Origin of the sequence: Tateyamaria pelophila (genome assembly GCF_019966495.1) — a bacterium.
Lineage (GTDB): Bacteria > Pseudomonadota > Alphaproteobacteria > Rhodobacterales > Rhodobacteraceae > Tateyamaria > Tateyamaria pelophila.
Genome location: NZ_JAIMIA010000069.1, coordinates 1 through 25,426, shown reverse-complemented (window position 1 = coordinate 25,426; position 25,426 = coordinate 1). Strand labels below are relative to the sequence as shown.

Here is a 25,426-nt window from a genome sequence, read left to right as displayed (position 1 = left end):
TCCTCCCGCCCGTTGTTTGAACGAAACTGAATCACAAAACTATGCAATCAAACAAGAATTAATGGGTGTGCTGCCTAGTAAAATTGTATATGGATTCGAATTTGAAAGCCTTTGCATTGCGAGAATTATTCGCCACAAACTTGTATTTACGGTCATCGAAGGCTGAAGCCGGGGTACAGTTACAGATTCGGTTTGTTGCAAAGCCAGCGGTCCACACCGCGGGATGCGCTGTCAGAAGCTTGTGAAACGACTGCAAAGCACCCCGTTGAGCATCAAACACAGGCTTTCCCTGTCCAACGCCGCCCAACACGGTCGGTTGTGCGGTCTTCGACAATCAATTTCGTGCTCCGACAGGCAGGAACCCCAGATTAGCCGAGGCACAGATCATCATCAGGCATCAGGGGGTCCGGTTGCATTGCGAACGTTCGAATTTCTTCCCGAGTTGACGGTGATACGACACGGGGCGAACACGCCCGCTCGAAACGACAAATCAAAGACTTCCTCAAGTGGCTTTAAGAACCTTGCAAGCAACCGGTCCCGGCTGGCGCATTGGACCGCGCCGCGTCTTGAATGTGTGCTTGGTTGAATGATCGCCCTTGCAGCCTCTGCTCAAGAGCAGACACTGCACACATGGGACGGCCAGTGGGAAACGAGGTGGCGGGACGGTGGCTGTCGACTGGTGATCACACAGAAAGGCGAGAGAGTTACCGGCGCCTATCCGATTAATGACGGACGTATCAAGGCCACGGCGGCCGACTGTGTCCTGCGCGGCGTCTGGACGCAGGACGGGCGGTCGGATGACTTCGAGTTGGTTCAATCACTTGATAGGCGAACATTCGCAGGACGGTTCTATTCCTTAGAGCGGCGGACAGGTGTACGCACTGCTGATACCGGACTCACTTTCATCACCAACCAATCGGCCCCCGCCGCGGCCATGCGTAGTTTCCCGATCGCCGCAAATGCAACTGTCGATGATCATTTCAATGCTCTGCGCGTGGCTCTCCGCCTCGTCCTGCCTGCCCGGAGAGATAGCGGAAAACATGGCCAACTGCGTTCTGAAACAAGTCGGCACGGACGTAACCGTCACCTTGGGATTTGTACGTAGAGATGGACCTTGGTATACCGACACCGAACTTCTGGCAGGCGACCTGAAACGCTTGATCAGCGTCCCCAACGCGCCGTTCCTTGACTTGCAGCTCGAAGACTACGCCCGTAGGGACCGGTTTCTTTTCAAGACTGTGCTTGGCCTGCGCTACGAGACGACACCGGATCAATCGCGTTATATCTGGCAGAGCTGCGCAAGCTGCTCATTGCCCATCGCAAAGTGGTGAACGGACCGATGCGCATCCGGTTTGCGGGACTGGGCGCGCATTCTCTCGATATTGAGCTGTGCTCGTATATTCTGGCCTCCCCATGGACGAGTTTACAGCCATGCGCGAAGACCTGCTCTTGCGGATCATGTCAACGGTCGAAGAAGCCTGCACGCAATTCGCCATTCCATCCATGGTGTACTACGCCGCAACCGACAATGGGACAGAAGCGAAATGCATCCGCAGCGCCGAAGCCACTGTTCAACAGCGGCGGGACAAGGGCGAACGGCCCTTCCCGGATATGGGATGGCAATCCAAGGCAGAGTTCAGCGACAGCCTCGACTATCCGCCAAAAGGATCAGCGTTGTGGTCTGATCAGACCGCAGCACTGATCCCCGAAGGTTGTGCATTCCATTGGACCGCCCTGCCCTATCGGGCAGCCGAGCGCTGAACTGCGTCACCTACATGCCGTCGGTCTCGAATTCTTTTTAAAGTGCGCAATCCTTAATCGAAGTCTTCCAAAACGTGCGAATGCGGTTAAGCTGCATGTCATTAAAAGCGCGGACCGGCGTCATAAGCCGTCCGAAGCCGTTCCAGCAATGTCGAAGCTTCGGCCTGCGGGAACCAACAAAGATCGCCGGAAAAGGCTTTCACTTGGGAGGACCACAATGAAAAAACTTAGCACACTCGCGGTGACATCGATTGTCGCTCTGACGGCAGGCGTTTCCGCAGCGCAAGCTGACAAGCTGACACTTTATTGCTCGGCACAGGAAGACTGGTGCCAGTTGATGGCCCGCAGTTTCGAAGACGCTACCGGCATCGACGTGAACATGACCCGCAAATCATCCGGTGAAACCTTTGCCCAGATCAAGGCGGAATCCGCAAATCCCAAGGGCGACGTCTGGTGGGGCGGTACGGGTGATCCGCACTTGCAGGCTGCCGAAGAAAACCTGACGGCCGCCTATGTGTCGCCAATGCGCGCGGAACTCAACGATTGGGCGATCAGTCAGGCCACAAGTGCGGGTGACAAGACCATCGGGATCTATTCCGGCGCACTTGGATATGGCTACAACACCGAATTGCTGGCATCGAACAACCTGCCGGAACCGGCCTGCTGGAAGGATCTGCTGAAGCCCGAATACAAGGGTCATGTCCAGATGGCGAACCCCAACTCCTCGGGCACGGCCTATACGACGCTGGCCTCGATGGTGCAGTTGTTTGGCGAAGACGAAGGCTTTGAATACATGAAAGGCCTGCACGCCAATATCAACCAATACACCAAGTCCGGCTCTGCCCCGATCAAGGCGGCGGGCCGCGGTGAAAACACCATTGGCATCGTATTCATGCACGACGCGGTCGCACAGGCTGTGTCGGGCTTCCCCATCAAGGTCGTCGCCCCTTGCGAGGGCACAGGGTATGAAATCGGGTCGATGTCCATCATCGAAGGCGCGCGCAACATGGAAGAAGCGCAAAAATTCTATGACTGGGCCCTGTCGACTGATGCACAAAATCTGGCGCTTGAAGTCAACGCCTTTCAGGTACCGTCCAACAAGGGCGCAAAGACGTCACCCTCTGCACCGGACATGTCGACGATCAAACTGATCGATTACGATTTCAAAACCTACGGTTCGTCGGCCGAGCGCAAACGTTTGCTCCAAAAGTGGGATGAAGAAGTCTCGACTTTACCGCAATAGACTTTGCGCACAGACCAACGAGAAACATCTGCCTCCCCGGCGCTGATCTTCTGGATCGCCGCCGGGTGGGTGGGCTTTTTCATCGTCCCCTGGTACGGGGTCGAGGACGGCTTTTTCTCATTCGCCTGGCTGTTCAATGGGTATCCGCTGGACGAGGATTTTGCCCCCGCGGCCATTCTGATTGGTCAGGGCGAAAAGCTGTGGCTGGCGCCTTTGCTTGCACCGCTCATCGCACCCCTCTTCGTTCTCGGGCGCAAGAAAAGTGATCCGCTCTATGCCAAAATCCTGCTTTTGTCCGGCGCTGTCGGCTTCGGCTGGTTGATCGCGCAAGGCTTTGGCATTGGTATACGTGGCTTTACCTTCGACTGGTTGAAGGCCCTGTTCGGCGAGTTGGGAGACCGCCAGTTTGGCATGGGCTACGGCGCGCTTCTGGTGGCCTCGGGCTTCCTGTTTCTGTTCACGCAGGGCATTGCCGCACGGGGCGCGATCAACGGCGACGTCTTTGTTGTCAGTGCGATTGGTGGCGTGATCGTCATCGTGACAACCTTCGTCTTTTTCCCGATCGCCAAGATGCTGCTGGCGGCTTTCGTCACCGAAGAGGGACGCTATTCCGCTGCCGTCTTTGCCGCGAAGCTCTTTGACGACAGGCTTTGGAGCCTCGGATGCCTGACAGGCGGGCGCTGCGGTGTTGCCCTGAATTCCCTGTTCCTCGCGATCCTTGTCGGGTTGCTCACGACGGCGCTTGGATTGGTCTTTGCGCTGGTCGTGACGCGCTCTGGCTTTCGGTACAAACGGGCTCTGCGCGCGCTCACGGTGTTGCCGATCATCACACCGCCTTTCGTGATCGGACTGGCGCTTATCCTTCTGTTCGGGCTCTCAGGCACCGTGACGCAGTTCTTTGCTGACCTGTTCGGCGTACAGCCAACCCGTTGGCTCTATGGGATGCCGGGGGTTCTGATCGCACAGACGCTGGCCTTTACGCCCATTGCATTCCTCGTCCTCATCGGCGTCGTCGAAGGGGTCTCCCCATCGATGGAGGAAGCCGCGCAAACGCTGCGGGCCAACCGGTGGCAGACCTTTCGCACAGTCTCGCTGCCGCTGATGCGGCCGGGTCTGGCAAACGCCTTTCTGCTGGGCTTTATCGAAAGCATGGCCGATTTCGGGAACCCGCTGGTGCTGGGCGGCAACTTCGACGTTTTGTCGACCGAGATTTTCTTTGCCATCGTCGGGGCGCAATATGATCAGGGGCGTGCCGCGGTTCTGGCCATGGTCCTGCTCTTTTTCACTTTGTCCGCATTCTATGCCCAACGCATGTGGCTGGGAAAGAAAAGCTACACCACCGTATCCGGCAAAGGCGACGCGGGCGTGCATCCGTTGATGCCAAACGGTCTGGCGATCCCCGTCTTCATCGCGGCAGGCGTTTGGGGCCTCTTCACCATCGTTGTTTACGGCATGATCCTCTATGGCAGCGTCGTCGAGCTTTGGGGCGTCAACAACACGCTCACCTTCAAACATTATGTCACCGCGTTTTCGTTCCGCTTCGAAGAAAGTGGCATTCGCTGGACGGGTGCGGCCTGGGATAGCTTCTGGACCACGATCTATATCGCTGCCGTGGCGGCACCCCTGACGGCGATTGTGGGCTTGATCACCGCCTATCTGCTCACACGGCAGACCTTTGCGGGCAAGAATGCCTTTGAGTTTGGCACGATGCTCAGCTTTGCTATTCCCGGAACGGTGATCGGGGTCAGCTATATTCTGGCCTTCAACGTCCCCCCGATCGAGATCACGGGCACCGGCATCATCTTGGTGGTGAGTTTCATCTTCCGCAATATGCCTGTGGGCGTACGGGCCGGTATCGCGTCGATGAGCCAGTTGGACAAATCGCTGGATGAATCCTCGCTGACGCTGGGTGCCAATTCATGGCAAACCTTTCGCAGGATCATTCTACCGCTGCTCAGGCCCGCCATTCTGGCCGCCCTCGTCTACAGCTTTGTGCGCGCGATGACGGCGATATCGGCGGTGATTTTCCTTGTGTCGGCAGAATATGATATGGCCACCAGCTATATCATCGGGCGCGTCGAGAATAATGATTACGGGCTCGCAATCGCATATTCCACCACGCTGATCTTTGTCATGCTGGCCGCCGTTGGTCTGCTGCAACTGCTGGTGGGTCGCACCAAGATCGGACGCCGCACGCAATTCGAGGCAGGAGAGTAGCCATGGCCCAGACACGCATCACAGGTAAGGCGGCCCCGGTCCGGTTCGAGAACGTCTCGAAGCGATTTGGCCGCGACGTGGTGGCCGTCGACAACATCAACCTGAACGTCGAAGCTGGCAAACTGGTCACGCTGCTGGGCCCCTCCGGCTGCGGCAAGACAACGACCTTGAGGATGATTGCAGGCCTCGAAATGGCGAGCGAGGGCAAAATCCTGATCGGTGATCGCGACGTCACGACATTGCCCGCGACCGACCGCGACGTGTCGATGGTGTTTCAGTCCTACGCTTTGTTCCCGCATATGACCGTGCTTGAAAATGTCTCGTATGGGTTGACGTTTTCCGGGTTCTCCAAGGCAGAGACGCGCGACCGCGCCCTCGCCGGGCTCGACCTCGTTGGTCTCAAAGGGTTTGACGCGCGCTTACCCAGTGAGCTTTCCGGCGGACAGCAACAGCGGGTCGCGGTCGCGCGGGCGCTGGTGCTTGAACCGCAGGTACTGCTCTTTGACGAACCCCTGTCCAACCTCGATGCAAAACTGCGCCGCCAGGTGCGCGAGGATATCCGCGCCATCCAGCAAGACCTGGGGCTGACCGTCGTTTATGTGACCCATGATCAGGAAGAAGCGCTCGCCGTGTCGGACGAGATTGTCGTGATGCGCAATGCCTCGATCGCGCAAATCGGCACACCCCGCAGCCTCTATGACGCCCCTGTTGATCGGTTTGTCGCGGACTTCATCGGTGAGGCAAATATTCTGCCCTGCAATATTACAAAGGTCGAAGGCAACCGCGCAACAATCGAGATCGAAGGCTACATGCACGTGCTGGCATCGCGCGGATTGTCCGTCGGCCCGGCGATGCTGGCGGTACGCCCCTCGCGCCTCGTGATCGGGGCAAAGGACGGGTTCAACGTCAGAATTGCCAAGGCAACCTATGTGGGCGTCCGGATGGAGTACACACTCGAAGCCAGCTTCGGATCGATGTTCGCGGTCCAGGAAGAGGTCGACGCACCTCTGGAAGTCGGCAGCGACGTCACCGTTGGCTTTGCACACAAAGGTCCGGTTTTGCTGCCCGAAGTCTAATCTGCATGACCAAACGCCTTTATCGAAATGTCCCGCAGCCGATCAAATACCGCAGGCGTTCCGACAATCACGCGCCCGCCGTCCTTGATCATGGCGTCGGCATCCTGCTCCTCGACACATCCACCGGCTTCTGCCACGATCAACTGCCCTGCAAGGCAATCCCAGGCATTCATGTGCTCTTCGCTATATCCCAACAGACGTCCGGCGGCGACATAGGCCAGCGACAATGCTCCCGAAGCGTTCCGGTAGAACATGGCCCCTTCACCAACCATTGCCGTGACCAATCGCACAATGCCCTGATCATCGACGCGGTTGGAATAGCCGATCCCGACAGTGCCCTCTGACAGGGTCCGCTGGTCATTCAGTTCCAAAACAGCGCCGTTCAACTGCGCCCCCTGCTCCCGTACAGCTGTGAATGTTTCGCTGTTGCAGGGGTCGTGGATGACGCCCAGCTGCGTGGCGCCCCCTTCGACACCAGCGACAACGACGGTCCAGGCCGGTATGCCGTTCACGAAATTCGTTGTTCCGTCGATCGGGTCGATCACCCAGGTAAACCCGGACGTGCCCGGCGTCGGGGCGTGCTCTTCGCCGACAATCGCATCATCGGGAAAGGCTTTGGCAAGCAACTGACGCGTCAACACTTCGACATTCCGGTCCGCTTGCGACACGAAATCCTGATGCCCCTTGTGGTCCACGACCAACGTATCCTGATCCTTGAAATACTGCTCCGCCAAGCGCCCGGCCTCATGACAGATTTCGATCAGTGTGGTTAAACGGTTGGTCATGGTCGCCCTTGCTATTTTGGTCTTGGATCAAACTAGGACATCGCGGGAGCCCAGGCAATCAACACAAACCGTGTCGCGCGCCCGGTCTGAAGGCCGACAGGGTCGCGTCGGTGATCGGTCCGGTTCGGTCCAAACGATATTGTCCGCACCCGGCCACAAAATGATCGAGAATCACCGTGTTGCCTGCGTTAGCCCCGCACCGTCAAAGGCCAATCTGAGTCCGCATACTGCAGACACAGCGCCAGAGTTAGAACGTGGGCGGGGTGCAGGCGCTGATCACCCGGCAATCTTTCGAGCTGATGTTGCGAAAGCGATGCGGAAGGGTGCTGTCGAAGAGATAGCCCTCCCCCGGACCCAAAACCCTGACCTGATCGTTCACGGTGATTTCTATTTCACCAAAAACAACGATGCCCGCTTCTTCCCCCTGATGGGTCATCAACGCTGGTCCGGTATCTGCCGACGGCGGATAGAGTTCGTCCAGAACCTGAAGCGTGTGCTTCATGGCGTTGCCAAGCTGGCGAAACGAGAGCGCGCCATGTTCATTCTGCGGCGCAACCTCGGTAAACTCTTCTGTGGTATAGAAAAATTTCTCCTCATCGGTGTCTTCCAACGTTGCGAAAAATTCCGCGACACTCATCGGGATCGCATCGAGAAGACTTTTCAGCGACGCGATGGACGGGCTGGTCTTGTTCTGCTCGATCAGGGAAATCGTCCCATTGGTCAGGCCCGCCCGCGCTGCAAGCTCGCGCTGTGACAATCCATGCGCCTTGCGCAGCGCTTGAAGTTTTTTCCCGATGTCCAAATGTGTCTCCCGACTGGTATGTGCTGCACGTAACGCTTTGTGTCCGGCGGCTGGTCCCTTTTGCAAAATGCCCTCAAACGCGCGGGCTTTGCAAACCATTGTTACCGCGCAATCGGGATCAAAAATGATTGACAGATTTATTAAACGCCTTATGAGAATATTAAACACGCCATCTCCGCGGCGCGTCAGATCTTCACTCAAAGGGCACTTGATCCATGTCTCCTACACCCAAAAAGAAGCAAGCCAAAACGGTCGCGAAACGCAAGCCAGTCATGGCGATCGTGCCGAATACGGCAGATGTTGAACAAACCAACGCTGCGCTGATCGCGCGCCGTGAGGCTGCCGTCGCGCGCGGTGTTGCATCCGCGGCACCCGTCTTTGCCAAGCACGCGGAAAATGCAGAGCTGTGGGACGTCGAAGGCAATCGCTATGTTGATTTTGCGGGCGGCATCGCGGTTTTGAACACCGGACACCGGCACCCCAAAGTCATCGCCGCAGCCAAGGCGCAAGAAGATCACTACACCCATACCAGTTTTCAGGTCGTCCCCTACGAGCCCTATATCGCATTGGCCGAAAAGCTGAACGCGCTGGCCCCCGGTGCCGAGCCCAAGAAGACGCTGCTGGTGACTACAGGTGCCGAAGCGGTCGAAAATGCGGTCAAGATTGCGCGCGCCGCAACAGGTCGCCCCGGCGTGATCGCGTTTACGGGCGGGTATCACGGGCGCACGCTTCTCACGCTGGGCATGACCGGCAAGATCAGCCCCTACAAGAAAGACGTGGGCCCCTTCCCCTCCGACATTTTCCGCGCCCCGTTCCCAAGCGTGCGTGACGGCATCACGGTTCAGGATGCGCTGACCGGTTTGCAAAACCTGTTTTTGACAGACGCTCAGCCCGAGCGGATCGCCGCGATCATCATCGAGCCGGTTCTGGGCGAAGGCGGCTATACCCCCGTGCCCTTCGAGATGATGCAGGCCCTGCGCGAGATTTGCGACACACATGGCATTGTACTCATTGCCGATGAAATTCAAGCGGGCTTTGGCCGGACCGGCACGTGGTTTGCGGTCGAACATTCCGGCGTTGTCCCCGATCTGATCACCGTGGCCAAATCCATGGCGGGCGGCTATCCGATTGCCGGTGTCATCGGCAAGGCGGATATCATGGACGCGGTCATTCCGGGTGGACTGGGCGGCACATATGGCGGCAACCCCGTCGCATGTGCGGCTGCACTGGCCGCAATCGAAGCCATCGAGGAAGAAGGGCTGCTCGCGCGCTCCACAGCACTGGGCGAAACGTTCACAACCCGTTTTGCAGAGATCGGCGCGCGCGTTGCGCCCTATCGGATGTGGGACATTCGCGGCCTTGGCGCGATGTTGGCGGTCGAGTTCGTCACGGATTTCGACACGGCGACCCCCGATGCGGCCTTGACCAAATCTGTCGTGGCGCATGCTTTGAAGCGCGGCCTGATCCTGCTGGCCTGCGGCATGCATGGCAACGCCCTGCGGATCATGGTCCCGCTGACCGCCTCGGATGAGATCATCGAAGAAGGGCTGGCGATTTTCGAAGCCGCTCTCGCCGATGCAATCGCCGAAAGTCACTAAGGTTTCGGATATCAACACAGAACAAGGGTGGGCAGGTTGCCCATCCATATTTGCTCACTAAGGCCAAAACATCGGATCCCGGACAGGCCAGGAACCAAGCGATTTGCCAAACAAAACGATGGGCTTTTTTCGCCATTTCAACAACAAACCTCCAACTGAGCGCCTTTCTTCGCAACCAGATCGGCAAGTTCCCGCCTTTCTAATGAGCAAATGGATCAATTGTCCGTTAAAACGAACACCCACAAACCTGCGATTGAAATTCAAGGGTTGCGTAGGAGTTTCTTCTGCGTTGAATTAATGCCCAGAATTTTACTCGACTCTGAAAATACCTGCGTTGATCAGCTTAACGATTCAAGATGTTTATCAGTGCTGAAAGGAGATCACGCAGGCTGCCTTTTCCCTGGAAAAGGCAAACTTCAACACAAAACAGGGAGAATGAGATGAAGTTTTTCAAAAACCTGGCTGTCATGGGAGCACTTCTCGCGGGGTCACCCGCAATTGCTCAGGAACAGTTCATAACGATCGGGACCGGCGGACAGACAGGGGTCTATTTTGTCGTAGGGCAGTCAATCTGCCGACTGGTGAACCGCGGGACAGCGGAGCATAACCTCAAATGCACGGCTCCCTCCACAGGTGGATCGATCGCAAACATCAATGCGATCATGGCGGGCGACATGGACATGGGCGTGGCCCAGTCCGACTGGCAGTACCACGCCTATAACGGCACGTCAGAGTTTGAAGGCAACCAGTTCGAAAATGCACGCGCTGTTTTCTCGGTTCATGGTGAACCCTTTACCGTGATTGCACGTGCGGATGCAGGCATTTCCACCTTTGCCGACCTCAAGGGCAAACGCGTCAACATCGGCAACCCGGGATCGGGCCAGTATGCCACGATGCAGGTCGTCATGGATGCGCTTGGCTGGACGATGGATGATTTCGCGCTGGCGTCCGAACTGAAACCCGCAGAGCAGGCGGCAGCACTCGGCGACAACAAGGTGGATGCCATTATCTACACAGTGGGTCACCCGAACGGCTCCATTCAGGAAGCGGTTTCGACGGTTGATGCCGTATTGATCCCGGTCACGGGTCCGGAAATCGACGCGCTGATCGCGGAGAACCCCTACTATGCGGCGGCAAAAATTCCCGGTGGCATGTACAAGGGATCGCCCGATGACGTTGATACATTTGGCGTCAAGGCGACGTTTGTAACATCTTCTGATGTCGATGACGAAGTCGTCTATCAGGTGGTCAAGGCTGTTTTCGACAACTTTGACCGGTTCAAGCGCCTGCACCCGGCTTTTGAGAGCCTGACCCAGGAAGAAATGATCAGTGCGGGTCTGTCCGCGCCTCTGCACGACGGCGCTGCGCGCTACTACCGCGAACAGGGCTGGATTGAGTAAGCATATCTGCTATTCTGCCAAGAAAAAGAGGTGTGGCGGGTATCTCGCCCCACCCACAAATCCATACAAAGGCCGGTCAACGCGCCAACGGGGGATAGAATGACAAACGATCCAAATCAACAACAGGCCGCAGCTGTCGAAAACGCTGCAGCCGGACGTGGCGGGCTGTCTCAGGCCGAATTGGACGAACTTGTCGCATCGTCTGACACCGGCGGCCGCGGGTCACTGGGCACCGTTGGGGTCTTTCTGACCTGTGTGGCACTGGCCTGGTCGCTGTTTCAGCTTTGGATCGCATCCCCTCTCCCCTTCATGGTGGGTTGGGGCGTCTTTAACGACACCGAAAGCCGGTCAATCCACCTGGCCTTCGCAATTTTCCTCGCATTCGCGGCCTTCCCGGCGGCGCACACAAAATTCCAAATCGGACTCGGCATCGTTGTGCCTGTCGTGCTGGCATTTCTCTTTATGACGGGTGCCAAAGACGGCACTACAACCTGGTGGATTCCGATTGTAGCCTTGGCCGTGATCGGGGCTGTCATACTGGGTTCACCCAAAGACCGCATACCGGTCTGGGAATGGGCTCTTGCAGTGGTGGGGGCCATGGCCGCTCTCTATCTCTTTGTTTTTTATCGTGAAATCTCCAGCCGTGTCGGCGCGCCGATCATGCAGGATTTCGTCGTCGCCGTGATCGGCCTCATGCTTCTGCTGGAGGCGACGCGTCGCGCGCTCGGGCCAGCGCTGATGATCGTCGCGTCACTGTTTCTCGTCTACACCGTGCTCGGCCCGCAAATGCCAAGCATCATTGCCCACAAGGGCAACAGCCTGTCGGAAATCGTGAACCATCAATGGATCACGACCGAAGGCGTATTCGGCATCGCCCTGGGCGTGTCCACCAGCTTTGTGTTCCTCTTCGTGCTCTTCGGCTCCCTGCTGGATCGCGCCGGTGCGGGTAACTACTTCATTCAGGTCGCCTTCAGCCTCATGGGTCACATGAAGGGCGGACCAGCCAAGGCCGCCGTCGTGTCATCGGCGATGACGGGCTTGATTTCCGGGTCGTCCATCGCCAACGTGGTGACCACCGGAACATTCACCATTCCACTGATGAAAAAGGTGGGTTTCAGCTCCGAAAAAGCGGGCGCCGTCGAAGTCGCCTCCTCGGTCAACGGTCAGATCATGCCGCCGGTCATGGGGGCTGCGGCCTTCTTGATGGTCGAATATGTGGGCATCCCCTATTTCGACGTGGTCAAACACGCATTCTTGCCCGCCGTGATTTCCTATATCGCGCTGGTGTATATCGTCCACCTCGAGGCCCTCAAGGCCGGGATGGAAGGGCTGCCGCGGGCATACACACCCAAGCCAATCGTCCAACGCCTTATCGGGATCGCCTTCACGATCGCTGCGATCTGTGCGATCTCTTTTGCCGTCTACTACGGCATGGGCTGGATCCGGCCCGCCTTCCCCGAGACTGCGGGATACATCATCTTCGGTTTCCTGACGCTGGTCTATATCGGGCTGCTCTACATCGCCTCCAAGGAAGAGCCGCTGAAACTTGATGACCCGAATGCGCCGGTCACGTCGCTGCCGCTTCCCGGGCCGACGGTTCGGTCGGGCCTGCATTTCATCCTGCCCGTGGTCGTTCTGGTCTGGGCGCTGATGGTCGACCGCTTGTCCCCCGGCCTGTCGGCCTTCTGGGCAACGACATACATGGTCTTCATCCTTGTCACGCAGCGCCCGCTCACCGCTATGATGCGGGGCGAAGGTCGGCTGCTCAACGCCATCAAGCAAGGCGGCGTGGACCTGATCGACGGTCTGGAAACCGGTGCGCGAAACATGATCGGCATCGGCATCGCCACGGCGACCGCCGGCATCATCGTGGGCGCCGTCAGCCAGACGGGCGTGGGCTCGGCCCTTGCCGATGTTGTCGAAGTGCTGTCGGGCGGCAATATCCTCGCCATCCTGCTGCTCACGGCGGTGTTGTCGCTGATCCTCGGCATGGGCTTGCCGACAACGGCGAACTACATTGTGGTCTCGGCCCTTCTGGCGCCGGTCATCGTGACGCTAGGCCAGCAAAACGGGCTGATCGTGCCGCTGATCGCGGTGCACCTCTTCGTCTTTTACTTCGGGATCATGGCCGACGTCACGCCGCCCGTGGGGCTTGCCAGCTTTGCCGCCGCCGCCGTCTCCGGGGGTGATCCGATCAAGACGGGCGTGGTTGCCTTCTTCTACAGCCTGCGCACGGCGGCCCTGCCCTTCCTGTTCATCTTCAACACCGAGCTGTTGTTGATCAACGTCACATGGGCGCAGGGCATATTCGTCTTCATTGTCGCAACGATTGCGATGCTGCTGTTCGCGGCGGCTACGCAAGGGTGGTTCCTCGCCAAGAACCGGATCTACGAAACGCTCGCCTTGCTGCTGATCGCCTTTACCCTGTTCCGCCCGGGCTTCTGGATGGATATGGTTGTCGCCCCCTATACGGACGTGCCGCCGCAGGAAATCGCATCCGCTGCCCTTGCCACCGAACCCGGCGAGGATTTGCGACTGCGCGTCGCGGGCGTGAACGATCTCGGCGATCCGATCGAATTTGTCGCTGTCCTCAATATTCTCGATGGCGCCACTGGCGAAGAACGCCTGGAGAACGCGGGACTGATGTTCCGCAATGACGGTGACAGGCTGATCATCGACGATGTGTCCTTTGGCAGTGCGGGCGAAACCGCCGGACTGGACTGGGATCAGGAAGTGCTGCAAGTTCTGCGCCCCGCGTCGCAGCCGAGCAAATATTGGATGTTCATCCCTGCCCTGTTGCTGCTGGCCGGTGTCATCGCCCTGCAGCGCGGACGCGCCGGACGGACCACCACGCGCAAAACCGCGGCAGCTTAGAGGAGAGCCAGATGTTCAATACCGTTCTACTCACCATCGATCTGAATGAGAAACTGTCGTGGGAAAAGGCACTGCCGCAAGCCATCGAACTGGTGCGCACCTCCGGCGGCACCTTGCATGTCTTGACTGTCGTTCCCGAGATCGGATCGGCATGGGTCGAGGGCTTTTTTCCGGAAAACTTCGAACACCAGGCCGTCGAAGCCGCATCCAAGAAGCTCAACGACCTGATGGTCTCGGAAGTCCCCGACGACATCACCGTCAAACAGCATCTTATCTTTGGCGATATTCACGGCAAAGTGCTTGAAACGATCGAACAAATCCAATGCGATCTGGTCGTCATGGCCTCGCACAAACCGGACCGGGTGCGCGAATTTCTGGTCGGGTCGAATGCAGACCGGGTTGTGCGCAGATCGCCTGTTTCAGTTCTTGTTGTAAGGGCGTAAAGGATGCGTAACGCGGAGACAATTGATGCCCTGCCGGGGCACCTCCGCTCTTACGGAGCCCATAAAATATGACACCTTTTGCGATTGCCGGCGTGCAGATGTACGTCAATGCCCTCGAACCCAACACCGACGGAATGATCCAGCGTCTGGACATTCTGATGGCGCGCTTTCCGTGGACCCAGATGGTCCTGTTCAGCGAAATTGCGCCCCTTGGCCCGCTGCCGAAATTCTCTCTGCCGGCCATGAACGAACATATCGAAAAATTTCAGGCCGCGGCCGCACGGCACAACGTCTGGCTGATCCCCGGAACGATGCATGAAACCGCCGAAGACGGCCGCATGTACAATCTGGCCACGGTCATCGGCCCGGATGGATCGATCGTGACGACCTACCGCAAGATGTTTCCGTTCCTGCCCTACGAAAAAGGCGTCGAAGCGGGCACCGAGTTTTGCATCTTCGATGTCCCTGACGTGGGCCGCTTCGGCCTGTCAATCTGCTATGACATCTGGATCCCCGAAACGACACGCCAACTGACCAGCCAGGGCGTCGAAGTCCTGCTGCTGCCCGTGTTCACAAGCACGGCAGACCGGGACGCGGAAATCGCGATCGCGCAAGCAACGGCAGCACAGTTTCAGTGCTATGTCTTCAGCATCAATGGCCTGGGCTCCGGCGGCAATGGACGCAGCTGCGTTGTGGACCCGGCCGCAATGGTCTTGCACCAGTCCGCCGGGCATGAAGACATGTTTCCCATAGAAATCGATCTCGATCTGGTGCGCCGCCAACGCGAAACCGGAATGAAGGGCCTGGGCCAGGTGCTCAAGAGCTTCCGGGACCGGTCCACGGATTTTTCGGTCTACGACAGAACCAGCGGCGCGGATGCCTATCTGAACACGCTCGGACCTTTGGAGGTGCCGCATCAGGGCTCTCGTGCCGGTCTGCACGCCCATCTGCGAACATCGGAAGAACCAGAGAAAAACGCGCCCACAGCCAAACCAGAACCCGGCATTGCGCCGACCATGGGCAAAACAATCAGCGGCTGATCAACGACGGTCTTCGGCCTGCTGGCCGGGTGTCATCAATCGTTTTTCGCCAATAACCGGAAGGACGATTGATGGACTCCGTCAGCGACTATTACTCTGCAACGCAATTGCGCACGGACAGATGGACAGCCCTGCGCGAGCTTACATCGGCTCTCGCGAAAAAGAACGGCTCCAAGATCACAAACAAGGATCGCGCGCGCACCCAGGACCTTTTCGCAGCCCTCGCCCTGATCGAGCCCTATTGGGCCTTCCCCGGCATGTCTGCTTTCGATCATTTGCGGCGTCTTTTCGATCATAACAGCTTTGAGGATCTGGCCTTCGCGGTCCACCGGGTGACGCGTGCCCTGACCACAGGCGCCTACCGCCGCCGCAACATCCCGCTGGAGCGCGACAGCGTCGACAAGGACGAACACGACGACGAAGCGCTGCTGTCGCCCGAAGCCCGCGCGATGACCAAACCCTATTTCGAAGTCCTGATCGTCGACAGCGTGAGCGAGCAACAAGAACGCTGGCTCAGGAACAACGTCCTCCGGATGCGCCGACCCGAAGATCCGTTCCTTTACGAAGCCGTGGTTGTGCCCAGCCTCGAAGACGCGCTGATCGCCGTTCTGTTCAATCACAACATTCAGGCGATCGTCGTGCGGCCGGGACTGGAACTGAAATCAAATATCGACAATGAAATCCTGCACAGCTTTCTCAGCCGGGCCGGAGGCAGTGCCGCGATTGACGCGATGCAGCCTGAAAACTACGGACCGGAACTGTGCCGCCTGATTGCCCGTGTGCGCCCCGAACTGGATGCCTACCTCGTGACGGATCGCTCCGTCGAGGACATCGCCGGGCTGGACCTCGGCATTTGCCGTCGTGTCTTCTACAATCAGGAAGACTTCATGGAATTGCACCTCAACATCCTGCGCGGTGTCGAGTCGCGGTACAAAACACCCTTTTTCACGGCACTTGTGGACTATTCCAAGCAACCGACCGGCGTGTTCCACGCCATGCCGATCAGCCGCGGCAAGTCGATCACGCGGTCGCATTGGATTCAGGACATGGGCGCCTTTTACGGGCCCAATATCTTTCTCGCGGAAACCTCCGCGACGTCCGGCGGGCTCGACAGCCTGCTGGAACCGCACGGGCCCATCAAACGGGCACAAGAACTGGCAAGCCGCGCTTTTGGCTCAAAACAGACATTCTTTGCCACCAACGGCACATCGACCTGCAACAAGATCGTCGTGCAGGCCGTCGTGCGGCCCGGCGACATCGTTCTGGTGGATCGCGATTGCCACAAATCCCACCATTACGGCATGGTGCTGGCCGGGGCCGAGGTGGTTTATCTCGACAGCTATCCGCTGAATGAATACTCAATGTACGGTGCCGTGCCCCTGCGCGAGATCAAGCACCAGCTTCTGGCGCTCAAGGCCGCCGGCAAACTGGACCGGGTGCGGATGCTGTTGTTGACGAACTGCACCTTTGACGGGCTGGTCTATAACGTGCAGCGGGTGATGGAGGAATGTCTCGCCATCAAGCCCGACCTCGTGTTCCTGTGGGACGAGGCCTGGTTTGCCTTTGCACGGTTCAGCCCCACCTACCGCCAGCGCACCGGCATGCGCACGGCCAACGATCTGCGCAAACGGTTGCGTACGGACGAACACAAGGCCGCCTATGAGGCGCAACAAAAAGAGCTCGAAGGCGCCGATGAAGAGACATGGCTCGAGACACGGTTGATTGCGCCGCCCAATGCCCGCATTCGCGTCTATGCCACCCAATCGACCCACAAGACACTGACCGCATTGCGGCAGGGGTCGATGATCCATGTGAACGATCAGGACTTCAAAGGCGAAGTCGAACAAAGCTTCCACGAAGCCTACATGACCCACACCTCGACCTCGCCGAACTACCAGATCATCGCGTCCCTCGACGTCGGACGGCGGCAGGTCGAGCTTGAAGGGTTCGAGTTCGTTCAACGCCAGATCGAGGCCGCGATGTCCATGCGGCGCGCCATCAGCAGTCATCCGCTCTTGCAGAAGTACTTCAAGGTGCTGACCGCTGGCGACATGATCCCCGAACACCACAGGCAAAGCGGTGTGACCAGTTATTTCGACAACGAACAGGGCTGGACCGACCTGTGGGATTGCTGGACGCAAGACGACTTCGTGCTTGATGCGACCCGGGTCACCCTCGCCGTCGGCGGCACCGGCTGGGACGGTGATACGTTCAAGAACGATGTTCTGATGGACAAGTACGGCATTCAGATCAACAAGACATCGCGCAATACCGTCCTTTTCATGACCAATATCGGAACGACGCGCTCCTCTGTCGCCTACCTGATCGAAGTGCTGGTCGAGATCGCCAACGAGTTGGACGAACTGCTCGACGATGCCTCCAAGATGGAGCGGTTGGGCTTTGACCGGCGGGTGAAAAACCTAACGGAAAACTACCCGCCCCTGCCGGACTTCAGCCGCTTCCATGATGCATTCCGGCCCGATACGGTAACGCCCGAAGGAGACATCCGCTCGGCCTATTATCTCAGCTATGATGAACGCAATTGCGACTATATCGAGCTGGGCGGTCCGCTCATGGACCTGCTTGAAACCGGCCAGGAAGTCGTGTCCGCCAGCTTTATCATCCCTTATCCGCCGGGCTTCCCCATCCTGGTGCCCGGACAGGTTATCAGCAAGGAAATCCTGGCATTCATGCTGGCGCTGGATGTCAACGAAATCCACGGCTACCGCGCCGATCTGGGTCTGCGCGTGTTTACGCAGGAGGCGCTGGCCTCATTACCCGATAACCCAAACGCCAAGACCGCAGCCGAATAAGAAAGGAAACATTATGGCCACTGTGCTCAAGAACATCTCGGAGATCCGCAGATTTTTCCACCGCAACGAGGACCCGATCTACTTCATTTCGGCGACGAACTTCAACTTGCTCGGGCTTGATGAGTGGGTAAAGAACTTCAAATACATCTGCTATATCGACTGCTACGGCGGCAAGCACCCCAATGTGTTCTGCCCCTCCGAACAGCCCCATGCGGAGTTTCAGTCCATCGAGGACATCAACAACTACCTGTTGCAGCACAAGGAAGTCATCGACTTCATCAAGCGGCGCGGCGGCAAGCCCAAATTCGTGTTCCTGATGTTCGACGAGGAAACCGAGCGTTTGTCCAAGGAACTGGGCGCCGATGTGTGGTTCCCCAAGGCCAAGCTGCGCACAAGCATGGACAACAAGATCGAAACCGTCCGCATCGGCAACAAGGCCGGTGTGCCCTCGGTGCCAAACGTGCTGGCCGAGGTGAAGGATTACGACGACCTGAAAGCGACCTGCGAAAAGGCCGGGATCGGTCACGATCTGGTGCTTCAATCAGCCTTCGGTGACAGCGGGCACACGACGTTCTTCATCAAATCCGAAGCCGACTTCCGCCGCCACGAACATGAGATCGTCGGCGAGGGCGAGATCAAGATCATGAAGCGCATCGATTGCCGCGGCTCCGCCATCGAAGCCTGCGCCACCAAGCAAGGCACGATCGTCGGCCCACTGATGACAGAGCTTGTCGGCTTCAAGGAATTGACGCCCTACCGCGGCGGATGGTGTGGCAACGAAATCCTGTCGACCGCATTTCCGCCAAAGGTCCGCCAGAAAGCTCGCGAGCTGACGTTCAAATTCGGTGAGCAATTGCGCAAGGAAGGCTACCGGGGCTATTTCGAACTCGATTTTCTCATCGACAAGAAAACCGGCGACCTCTGGCTCGGCGAGCTGAACCCGCGGATCACCGGGGCCTCGTCCATGACCAACCACGCGGCCTTCGCCCATGCGGACGCGCCGTTGTTCCTGTTCCACCTGCTGGAATTCTCCCGCAAGAAATTCGAGCTTGATACGACGGAATTGAACAACCGCTGGTCCAACCCCGACATGATCGACAGTTGGTCGCAGATGGTCATCAAACACACCGATGACAGCGTCGATATCTGTACCGCAGCACCCGAAACGGGGATCTACAAGATGCTCGAAGACGGGCGCGTCGTGTTCGACCGTTTCGATTATCACCGGCGCGCCGTGGAATCCGAAAACGAAGCCTTCTTCCTGCGGATCCTCCAGCCCGGCGACTATCGCTATGAGGGGGCCGATATCGGTATCCTGGTGACGCGGGGCCGGTCCATGACCAAAAGCTTCCAGTTGAACGAACGGGCCAAGCGGTGGATTCACGGGATCAAGAGCAACGTGTACGGCAAACCATTGCCCGTCGCAAATGCCGGACCTGCCATCGCCGATCCTGCGTTCAAAATCCTGTAAGGACGTCGGATGCTTTGGCGCGCCCTGAGCGAAGACATGCCCGGCCCCAAGTGGGCCGGGCTTTTCGCGGAATACTGGCCGGATTACAAACGCTGGTGGCTGAAAGAAGGCGACTCCGCGCGGCCGACGTATCTCGAAAGCCGCCGGGCGCTCAAAGAGCACATGCCCGAGATTGTGCCGCTCTACGAAACCCTGTGTGATCTGGCGGGCGGCGGCGATCAGGCCGCGCGCTTTCTCAGCTTCTACTGCCCCCCGCCCTACCTGTCCGGCTGCTCCCAGGCGATCTGGACGGGCGAAGAACCTGTGCTTGTGCGCAACTACGATTACGACGCCAACGCGTTCGACAGTCTGGTCCTGCAAACAGGCTGGCAAGGCCGCCGCGTGATCGGGACGTCGGATGGCCTGTGGGGACTGGTCGACGGCATGAACGATGCCGGGCTTGCGATTTCACTGACCTTTGGCGGGCGCCGTGTCGTCGGCGACGGCTTTGGCGTACCGTTGATCCTGCGCTATGTGCTGCAAACCTGTGAAACGGCAGAGCAGGCAGGTCAGATCCTCGCGCGTGTCCCGACCCACATGAGCTATAACGTCACCGTTCTGGATGCCAAACGGCGTTATCTGACCGCGATGATGTCCCCTGACAAACCCGCTCTGATCACCCATGCCGCCGTTGCGACCAATCATCAGGAAAACGTGGAATGGGTCAGCCATGCCCGGTTCACGGCAACGGTCGAACGTGAACGGTTCCTGCTGCAACGGCTGACGTTGCACCGCGATCCGCAGGATACGTTCATCAACGCCTTTCTGCGCCCGCCGCTTTATTCAACGGCGTTCAACGTCGGCTTCGGAACCCTCTATACCGCCGTGTACCGGCCCCGTTTGGGCAACATGGAAATCAGATGGCCCGGTACGGTCTGGCCGCAATCCTTCGCCCATTTTCAAGAGGGGGGCCGCCACGTGCAAATCCCCGGCGCCGCATAAAGGAACATAGCATGTCCCATATTTTTCCGCGTCATACCAAGCAATTACCACCTGTCGCCGTGCGCGGCGCGGGCTGTTATCTCTATGACGACACAGGCAAGCAATATCTGGACGCCTCCGGCGGGGCGGCCGTGTCCTGCCTTGGTCACGGCGATCAAACAATCATCGACGCGGTCAAGGCGCAGTTGGACAAGCTGGCTTATGCGCATACCGGCTTCCTCACGTCCGAGCCTGCCGAAACGCTGGCCGATCTGCTCATCGCGCACGCACCCGGCGATCTGGACCGTGTCTATCTGGTCTCCGGCGGGTCCGAAGCGATGGAATCCGCGCTCAAACTTGCCCGACAGTATTTCGTCGAAAAAGGCGAGCCCAAACGCGGGCGGCTCATTGCCCGCAAGCAAAGCTATCACGGCAACACCATGGGGGCCTTGTCGGCCGGCGGCAATGCGTGGCGGCGGGCGCAATTCGGCCCGCTGCTGATCGACATGAGCCATATCGACCCGTGCTACGCGTATCGCCTCAAACGCGACGACGAAACGCCCGAGCAATACGGGCTGCGCGCGGCAAACCTGCTCGAAGAGGAACTGCTGCGGGTCGGGCCGGAAAACGTGATGGCCTTCGCCGCCGAACCGGTCGTCGGGGCGACGGCCGGCGCGCTGGCCCCTGCCCCGGGATATTTCAAACGGATCCGCGAGATTTGCGATCAATACGGCATCTTGCTGATCCTTGACGAAGTCATGTGCGGGATGGGGCGCACGGGCAGTCTCTTTGCCTGTGAACAAGACGGCGTGGCTCCAGATATACTTTGCATTGCCAAAGGGTTAGGTGCCGGATACCAACCTATCGGGGCCATGCTGTGCAGCCGTGAAATCTATGAAACGATCCAGAATGGCAGTGGTTTCTTTCAGCATGGGCATACCTATCTCGGTCATCCGACGGCGGCGGCGGCTGGCGTTGCTGTCGTCAATGCCCTGCTGGATCGGGGCCTGATCCCCCGCGTTCAGACCCAGGGCCAGAAGCTGATGTCGGCTCTGCATTCGGCATTCGGGCAACACCCGCATGTGGGTGATATTCGTGGTCGCGGATTGTTTGTCGGCGTCGAGCTTGTGGCAGATCGCGACACCAAGGCGCCCTTCGACGCGTCCCGCAAGATTGCTCCGACGATCAAGAAAGCCGCGTTCGAGGCCGGCATGATCTGCTACCCGATGAGTGGCACGATCGACGGCCAGTCCGGCGATCACGTCCTGCTGGCCCCTCCCTTCATCATCACTGACGACCAGATCGACGAGGTGGTGCAAAAACTGTCCTTGGCAATCACCGCGGCGTTGCAGGCCTGAACGAGAGGCGTACGCCGTCTGACATGCGAAATGGCGTTGCCCCAGACACCCGAACGGCGACACTACGCCGGCGTGTGGCAAATCATGTTGCCATGCGCACCTCTTTACGTCACCTTTCGCATGGGTCCAATCACGTCTAAGGCGGGGCTTTGACTAGAAAATATTCGTAACGCGATACATTCGAAACATCGCTTGAATTCTGAGGACCCGCCTGGGCATGAAATTATCTCTCGGATTGGTATTGGCACTGTGTATTGCCGGACTTCAATTCGTCGCGGTGACCATCGTGGTGTTTTCCTCCTATGTCACATCGGAACGCGCCCTTCTCGAACATGCGCGCGACCTGCTCAGCGATGTCGGGGAAAACACGATCGAGCATTCCAAGGGATTCCTCAGCCCCGCCAAAGGTGCTGTCGAACTGGCGACGCGGCTCGCTGAAAACCGCGTCATCGCCAGCGAGAACTTCGAGCAACTGGAACAACTGCTCTTCCAACAGCTCCAGATATCCCCCCAATTCGCGGGTATTTTCTACGGCGATAAAACCGGCAGTTTCGTCTATGTCATGCGCAGTGAGGGCCCCGGTCCCTTCCGCTCGAAGATCATCATGCAAGATGAGGACGGGCGGGAGACAGAGCTTATCTGGCGCGACAATGATTACAACATCGTCAGCAGCAGGCTTGATCCCGAGGACACCTATGACCCGCGCGACCGGCCATGGTTTCAATCCGCCGAAACGGAACTGACCAGCATCTGGACCGACCCTTACATATTCTTCACCTCCGAAACCCCGGGCATCACGGCGGCCTCTCCGGTGATCAACGCGGGCGGAGAGTTGCGCGGCGTCATCGGCGTCGACATCGATATCGAGGCGATTTCGGGCTTTCTGTCCCGCCTCAATATCGGCGACAACGGCAAGGCCCTGATCCTGAACAAGAACGGGGACGTGATCGCCCACCCCGACGAAACATTGATCCGAACCGAAAACAACGACGGCACGTTCCGGTTTGTCCACATCAGCGAGATTGACGACCCCGTGGCCCGGACGGCCTTTAGTGGACTGATGTCAGGAAGGGATGTTTCCGTAGATCGCGAGGTTGCCGCCCGTTTCGAGCACAACGGGTCCACCTATGTCTCGACGGTGATGCCGGCAATCAGCGATGAATTGCCGTGGACCATCGCCGTGTACGCCCCCGAGGTTGATTTTACCGGCCCCATCATCGCCAACCGGACCCAAAACATCTGGATCGCCGCCGGAATCGCGGTTGTGTCCGGCCTGATCGGCCTGATGCTGGCCAATTACATCCACAAACCCGTCCGCGCCTTTGCGGTGCGCTCGGCGCTTGTCTCGCAGGGGGAAATCTCCACCAACGATCCGATGCCAAAAACCTACAAAGAGCTTGAGCGCGCCAATGAAACACTGGTCCAGGCCATCGCGGAGCGCAAGAAATCAGAAACCGAATATGACCGCACCTTCGATCTGGCCTCGCGCGGGATGGCGCAGATCCAGGCCAAAACCGGGCGGATCATCCGCGCCAACAAGAAACTGGCCGACATGCTTGGATACGACCGGGATACGCTGGCAACCATGACGGTGCACGACATCTCGCATCCGAATGACCCGGTCTCGGCCGTGTTTCTGGGCGATGTACCCGGCGGGCGTTCCGAATACGTTCATGAAAAACGCTACCTCTGTGCCGATGGCTCCGCGCTTTGGATCAGCGAAAACGTGATCATCATCCGTGACGATACCGGCGTCCCGATCCACGCCGTCGTCACCGTCGACGAGATCACCGAGCGCAAGGAAGCAGAGCGCCGCATTCAGCAACTCAGCCGGGATCTGGCCCATTCCACCCGTGTCAATGCAATGGGGCAGATGGCGACGGGTTTGGCGCATGAATTGAACCAGCCCCTTCTGGCGATTTCCCAGAATATGGACACGGCCCTCTTCCTGCTCCGCAAGGGGTCAGAGAAGACTGAAGAGCTTGAGCTGATCCTGACCGAAACGGACCAGAATGCGCACCGCGCCGGGGATATCATCAAGGCACTGCGCGGCTTCGTCAAAAAGGAAACCGTCGAGAAAACCGAATTTGATTTCGCCGACCTCATCAAGCAGACCTTGCATCTGGTCCGGCCCGAAGCCACGGAACACGGCATCACAATCCTGACCGAAACCGGAAATCTTGATCCTGTTTACGGGTCCCGGGTGCAGATTGCGCAGGTTGTGGTCAACCTGCTGCGCAACGCCAGCGAAGCAATCGCCGCGGAAGACTGCAAAGAAAAACGCATAACTCTGACGGCCCGGAATACCGACACCGGCGTGCTTATCTCGGTCACGGATACCGGCCCGGGTTTCGCGGAAGGCGTAGAGGTTTTCGAACCTTTCGGCACGACAAAGCCGGACGGCATGGGCCTCGGCCTGTCGATCTGCCGCACGATCGTCGACGCCCATGGCGGCGAGATCTGGTACCGGGTCGATCCTGACGGGCATTCGCAATTCTGTTTCACGCTGCCGGCCCTCAGCCCGAAAGTGACAACAGCGAAACAAAGTGCGGCCTATGTCTGAGCCTTCCATTTTCATTGTGGATGACGATCAGGCGGTCCGGGCGTCCCTGTCGCGCTCCTTGCGGACCCGCGGGTACAATACCGAAACCTATGCCTCGGCGCAGGCGTTTCTGGACAGCGACGCTTTAGAACGGGACGGATGCCTGATCCTGGATTACGGAATGCCGGACATGACCGGGCTTGAGCTGCAACAACAGCTGATAAAGCGCAAATGCATGATTCCGATTGTGTTCATCACCGGCCACGGCGGCGTGCCCGAAGCGGTCGAGGCCGTGAAACACGGCGCGATCGACTTTCTGGAAAAGCCGTTTCGTCCCGATATCCTGATCAACCGCATAGAAGCCGCGCTTGCCTCCGCGGCCACCACCCGCGCCAGCGACGAAAGCACGCGCAACGCGCGCGCGCGCCTCGAAAGCCTGACGGAACGCGAGCGCGAAATTGCGCAGTTTCTGGTGTCCAACCCCGCCCAAAGCTCCAGCAAGGATGTCGCGCGCCATCTCGACATCAGTCCTCGCACCGTCGACCATCACCGCGCCCGTATCCTCGAAAAAATGGACGTGGCCTCGGTGGCGGAACTCATCAACCTGGCACTGGCGACAAAGCTCTTTCCGGTCGGGCAAGGCCGGATTGACCGTAGGTAAAATTACCTAGGCAATCACACCAATATACAGGTCAACTCATTTCGCGCATCATATAGTCCAGTGCAAAACTGGAGAGTGAGTGCTCCAGCGAAGATAAGTAACGAGTATACGACAACTAGCATTAACTAGTCATCGCGGTAACCATCCCCATTCCAGAATTAGATTTCGGTAAACATCCGGCGTGGACCGCGTTTATGCGGCCTTGACGTTTTGTGCTGCGGTTTTCCAGTTCCATGGTAGCAGCTCGTGCACGCGCGAGACTGGCATGTCGGGCAGTCGTTTGAGAACGTCAGCGAGCCAGGCTTGGGGGTCGATGTCGTTCATTTTTGCGGTGACGATCAGGGTGTACATGAAGGCTGCGCGGTCGCCGCCGCGTTCGGAC

The 25,426-nt window shown here is 58.4% G+C and carries 19 protein-coding genes; 16 read left to right on the top strand and 3 right to left on the bottom strand.

Translation table 11 applies throughout. The features are described from left to right. Positions 1-971 precede the first annotated feature (971 nt). The 5 genes from LC354_RS18255 to LC354_RS18235 all read left to right on the top strand — a co-directional run bounded on the left by LC354_RS18255 (position 972) and on the right by LC354_RS18235 (position 6,297). Complete coding sequence (locus tag LC354_RS18255; protein ID WP_223426542.1) at positions 972-1,331, top strand: hypothetical protein; 360 nt, start codon at positions 972-974, stop codon at positions 1,329-1,331. Between the two features lie 82 nt (positions 1,332-1,413). Then, positions 1,414-1,761 (top strand): hypothetical protein, encoded by a 348-nt coding sequence (locus tag LC354_RS18250; protein ID WP_223426540.1) that lies wholly within the window; start codon positions 1,414-1,416, stop codon positions 1,759-1,761. 217 nt (positions 1,762-1,978) lie between these two features. Continuing rightward, positions 1,979-3,004 (top strand): ABC transporter substrate-binding protein, encoded by a 1,026-nt coding sequence (locus LC354_RS18245; RefSeq protein ID WP_223426538.1) that lies wholly within the window; start codon positions 1,979-1,981, stop codon positions 3,002-3,004. Between the two features lie 3 nt (positions 3,005-3,007). Further along, on the top strand, positions 3,008-5,221 hold the full coding sequence (locus LC354_RS18240) for an ABC transporter permease (protein WP_263289451.1): 2,214 nt from the start codon (positions 3,008-3,010) through the stop codon (positions 5,219-5,221). Between the two features lie 2 nt (positions 5,222-5,223). Continuing rightward, the gene (locus tag LC354_RS18235) at positions 5,224-6,297 is read left to right on the top strand and encodes an ABC transporter ATP-binding protein (protein WP_223426537.1); all 1,074 of its coding nucleotides are present in this window, start codon (positions 5,224-5,226) and stop codon (positions 6,295-6,297) included. On the opposite strand, the gene LC354_RS18230 is transcribed toward LC354_RS18235, so the two are convergent. Beyond that, positions 6,294-7,082: an inositol monophosphatase family protein gene (locus LC354_RS18230; protein ID WP_223426535.1), complete on the bottom strand. Its 789-nt coding sequence runs from the start codon at positions 7,080-7,082 to the stop codon at positions 6,294-6,296. The two genes, LC354_RS18235 and LC354_RS18230, sit on opposite strands and share 4 nt — an antisense overlap. Before the next feature lie 247 nt (positions 7,083-7,329). Further along, entirely contained in the window at positions 7,330-7,884 is a 555-nt protein-coding gene (locus LC354_RS18225) for a cupin domain-containing protein (protein ID WP_223426533.1), read from the bottom strand. Between the two features lie 215 nt (positions 7,885-8,099). Between LC354_RS18225 and gabT the strand changes: the two genes are divergently transcribed. The 11 genes from gabT to LC354_RS18170 all read left to right on the top strand — a co-directional run bounded on the left by gabT (position 8,100) and on the right by LC354_RS18170 (position 25,044). After that, positions 8,100-9,482, top strand: a complete 1,383-nt coding sequence (gene gabT / locus LC354_RS18220) for a 4-aminobutyrate--2-oxoglutarate transaminase (protein WP_399203871.1) — start codon at positions 8,100-8,102, stop codon at positions 9,480-9,482. Positions 9,483-9,922: 440 nt separating this feature from the next. After that, on the top strand, positions 9,923-10,882 hold the full coding sequence (locus LC354_RS18215; protein ID WP_223426532.1) for a TAXI family TRAP transporter solute-binding subunit: 960 nt from the start codon (positions 9,923-9,925) through the stop codon (positions 10,880-10,882). Positions 10,883-10,981: 99 nt separating this feature from the next. After that, positions 10,982-13,756 carry a TRAP transporter permease gene (locus tag LC354_RS18210; RefSeq protein ID WP_223426530.1) on the top strand — a complete coding sequence of 925 codons (2,775 nt, stop codon included), beginning with the start codon at positions 10,982-10,984 and terminating at the stop codon, positions 13,754-13,756. Positions 13,757-13,767: 11 nt separating this feature from the next. Beyond that, positions 13,768-14,199, top strand: a complete 432-nt coding sequence (locus tag LC354_RS18205; protein ID WP_223426528.1) for a universal stress protein — start codon at positions 13,768-13,770, stop codon at positions 14,197-14,199. Between the two features lie 68 nt (positions 14,200-14,267). Next, a complete protein-coding gene (locus LC354_RS18200; RefSeq protein ID WP_223426526.1) occupies positions 14,268-15,239 on the top strand; it encodes a carbon-nitrogen hydrolase family protein in 972 nt (323 codons plus the stop codon). A gap of 71 nt (positions 15,240-15,310) precedes the next feature. Then, complete coding sequence (locus tag LC354_RS18195) at positions 15,311-18,052, top strand: aminotransferase class I/II-fold pyridoxal phosphate-dependent enzyme (RefSeq protein WP_223426524.1); 2,742 nt, start codon at positions 15,311-15,313, stop codon at positions 18,050-18,052. Positions 18,053-18,062: 10 nt separating this feature from the next. After that, the gene (locus LC354_RS18190) at positions 18,063-19,523 is read left to right on the top strand and encodes a biotin carboxylase (protein ID WP_223426544.1); all 1,461 of its coding nucleotides are present in this window, start codon (positions 18,063-18,065) and stop codon (positions 19,521-19,523) included. Positions 19,524-19,532: 9 nt separating this feature from the next. Then, the gene (locus LC354_RS18185; protein WP_223426523.1) at positions 19,533-20,504 is read left to right on the top strand and encodes a C45 family autoproteolytic acyltransferase/hydolase; all 972 of its coding nucleotides are present in this window, start codon (positions 19,533-19,535) and stop codon (positions 20,502-20,504) included. A gap of 11 nt (positions 20,505-20,515) precedes the next feature. Beyond that, complete coding sequence (locus LC354_RS18180; protein WP_223426517.1) at positions 20,516-21,841, top strand: aspartate aminotransferase family protein; 1,326 nt, start codon at positions 20,516-20,518, stop codon at positions 21,839-21,841. Between the two features lie 217 nt (positions 21,842-22,058). After that, positions 22,059-24,404: a sensor histidine kinase gene (locus LC354_RS18175; protein ID WP_223426516.1), complete on the top strand. Its 2,346-nt coding sequence runs from the start codon at positions 22,059-22,061 to the stop codon at positions 24,402-24,404. Beyond that, positions 24,397-25,044 (top strand): response regulator transcription factor, encoded by a 648-nt coding sequence (locus tag LC354_RS18170; protein ID WP_223426514.1) that lies wholly within the window; start codon positions 24,397-24,399, stop codon positions 25,042-25,044. The genes LC354_RS18175 and LC354_RS18170 overlap by 8 nt, the downstream gene beginning before the upstream one ends. A 192-nt stretch (positions 25,045-25,236) precedes the next feature. Here the strand turns inward: LC354_RS18170 and LC354_RS18165 are convergent. Continuing rightward, a partial coding sequence (locus tag LC354_RS18165; RefSeq protein WP_223423851.1) for a transposase domain-containing protein occupies positions 25,237-25,426 on the bottom strand: 190 nt, incomplete at its 5' end.

Excerpts from the sequence above, each read along its gene's own strand:
- LC354_RS18170 (WP_223426514.1), top strand. The coding sequence starts at position 24,397 with ATGTCTGAGCCTTCCATTTTCATTGTGGATGACGATCAGGCGGTCCGG.
- LC354_RS18255 (WP_223426542.1), top strand. The coding sequence starts at position 972 with ATGATCATTTCAATGCTCTGCGCGTGGCTCTCCGCCTCGTCCTGCCTG.
- gabT (WP_399203871.1), top strand. The coding sequence starts at position 8,100 with ATGTCTCCTACACCCAAAAAGAAGCAAGCCAAAACGGTCGCGAAACGC.
- LC354_RS18195 (WP_223426524.1), top strand. The coding sequence starts at position 15,311 with ATGGACTCCGTCAGCGACTATTACTCTGCAACGCAATTGCGCACGGAC.
- LC354_RS18245 (WP_223426538.1), top strand. The coding sequence starts at position 1,979 with ATGAAAAAACTTAGCACACTCGCGGTGACATCGATTGTCGCTCTGACG.
- LC354_RS18205 (WP_223426528.1), top strand. The coding sequence starts at position 13,768 with ATGTTCAATACCGTTCTACTCACCATCGATCTGAATGAGAAACTGTCG.
- LC354_RS18230 (WP_223426535.1), bottom strand. The coding sequence starts at position 7,082 with ATGACCAACCGTTTAACCACACTGATCGAAATCTGTCATGAGGCCGGG.
- LC354_RS18235 (WP_223426537.1), top strand. The coding sequence starts at position 5,224 with ATGGCCCAGACACGCATCACAGGTAAGGCGGCCCCGGTCCGGTTCGAG.
- LC354_RS18215 (WP_223426532.1), top strand. The coding sequence starts at position 9,923 with ATGAAGTTTTTCAAAAACCTGGCTGTCATGGGAGCACTTCTCGCGGGG.
- LC354_RS18185 (WP_223426523.1), top strand. The coding sequence starts at position 19,533 with ATGCTTTGGCGCGCCCTGAGCGAAGACATGCCCGGCCCCAAGTGGGCC.
- LC354_RS18250 (WP_223426540.1), top strand. The coding sequence starts at position 1,414 with ATGGACGAGTTTACAGCCATGCGCGAAGACCTGCTCTTGCGGATCATG.
- LC354_RS18200 (WP_223426526.1), top strand. The coding sequence starts at position 14,268 with ATGACACCTTTTGCGATTGCCGGCGTGCAGATGTACGTCAATGCCCTC.
- LC354_RS18175 (WP_223426516.1), top strand. The coding sequence starts at position 22,059 with ATGAAATTATCTCTCGGATTGGTATTGGCACTGTGTATTGCCGGACTT.
- LC354_RS18180 (WP_223426517.1), top strand. The coding sequence starts at position 20,516 with ATGTCCCATATTTTTCCGCGTCATACCAAGCAATTACCACCTGTCGCC.
- LC354_RS18210 (WP_223426530.1), top strand. The coding sequence starts at position 10,982 with ATGACAAACGATCCAAATCAACAACAGGCCGCAGCTGTCGAAAACGCT.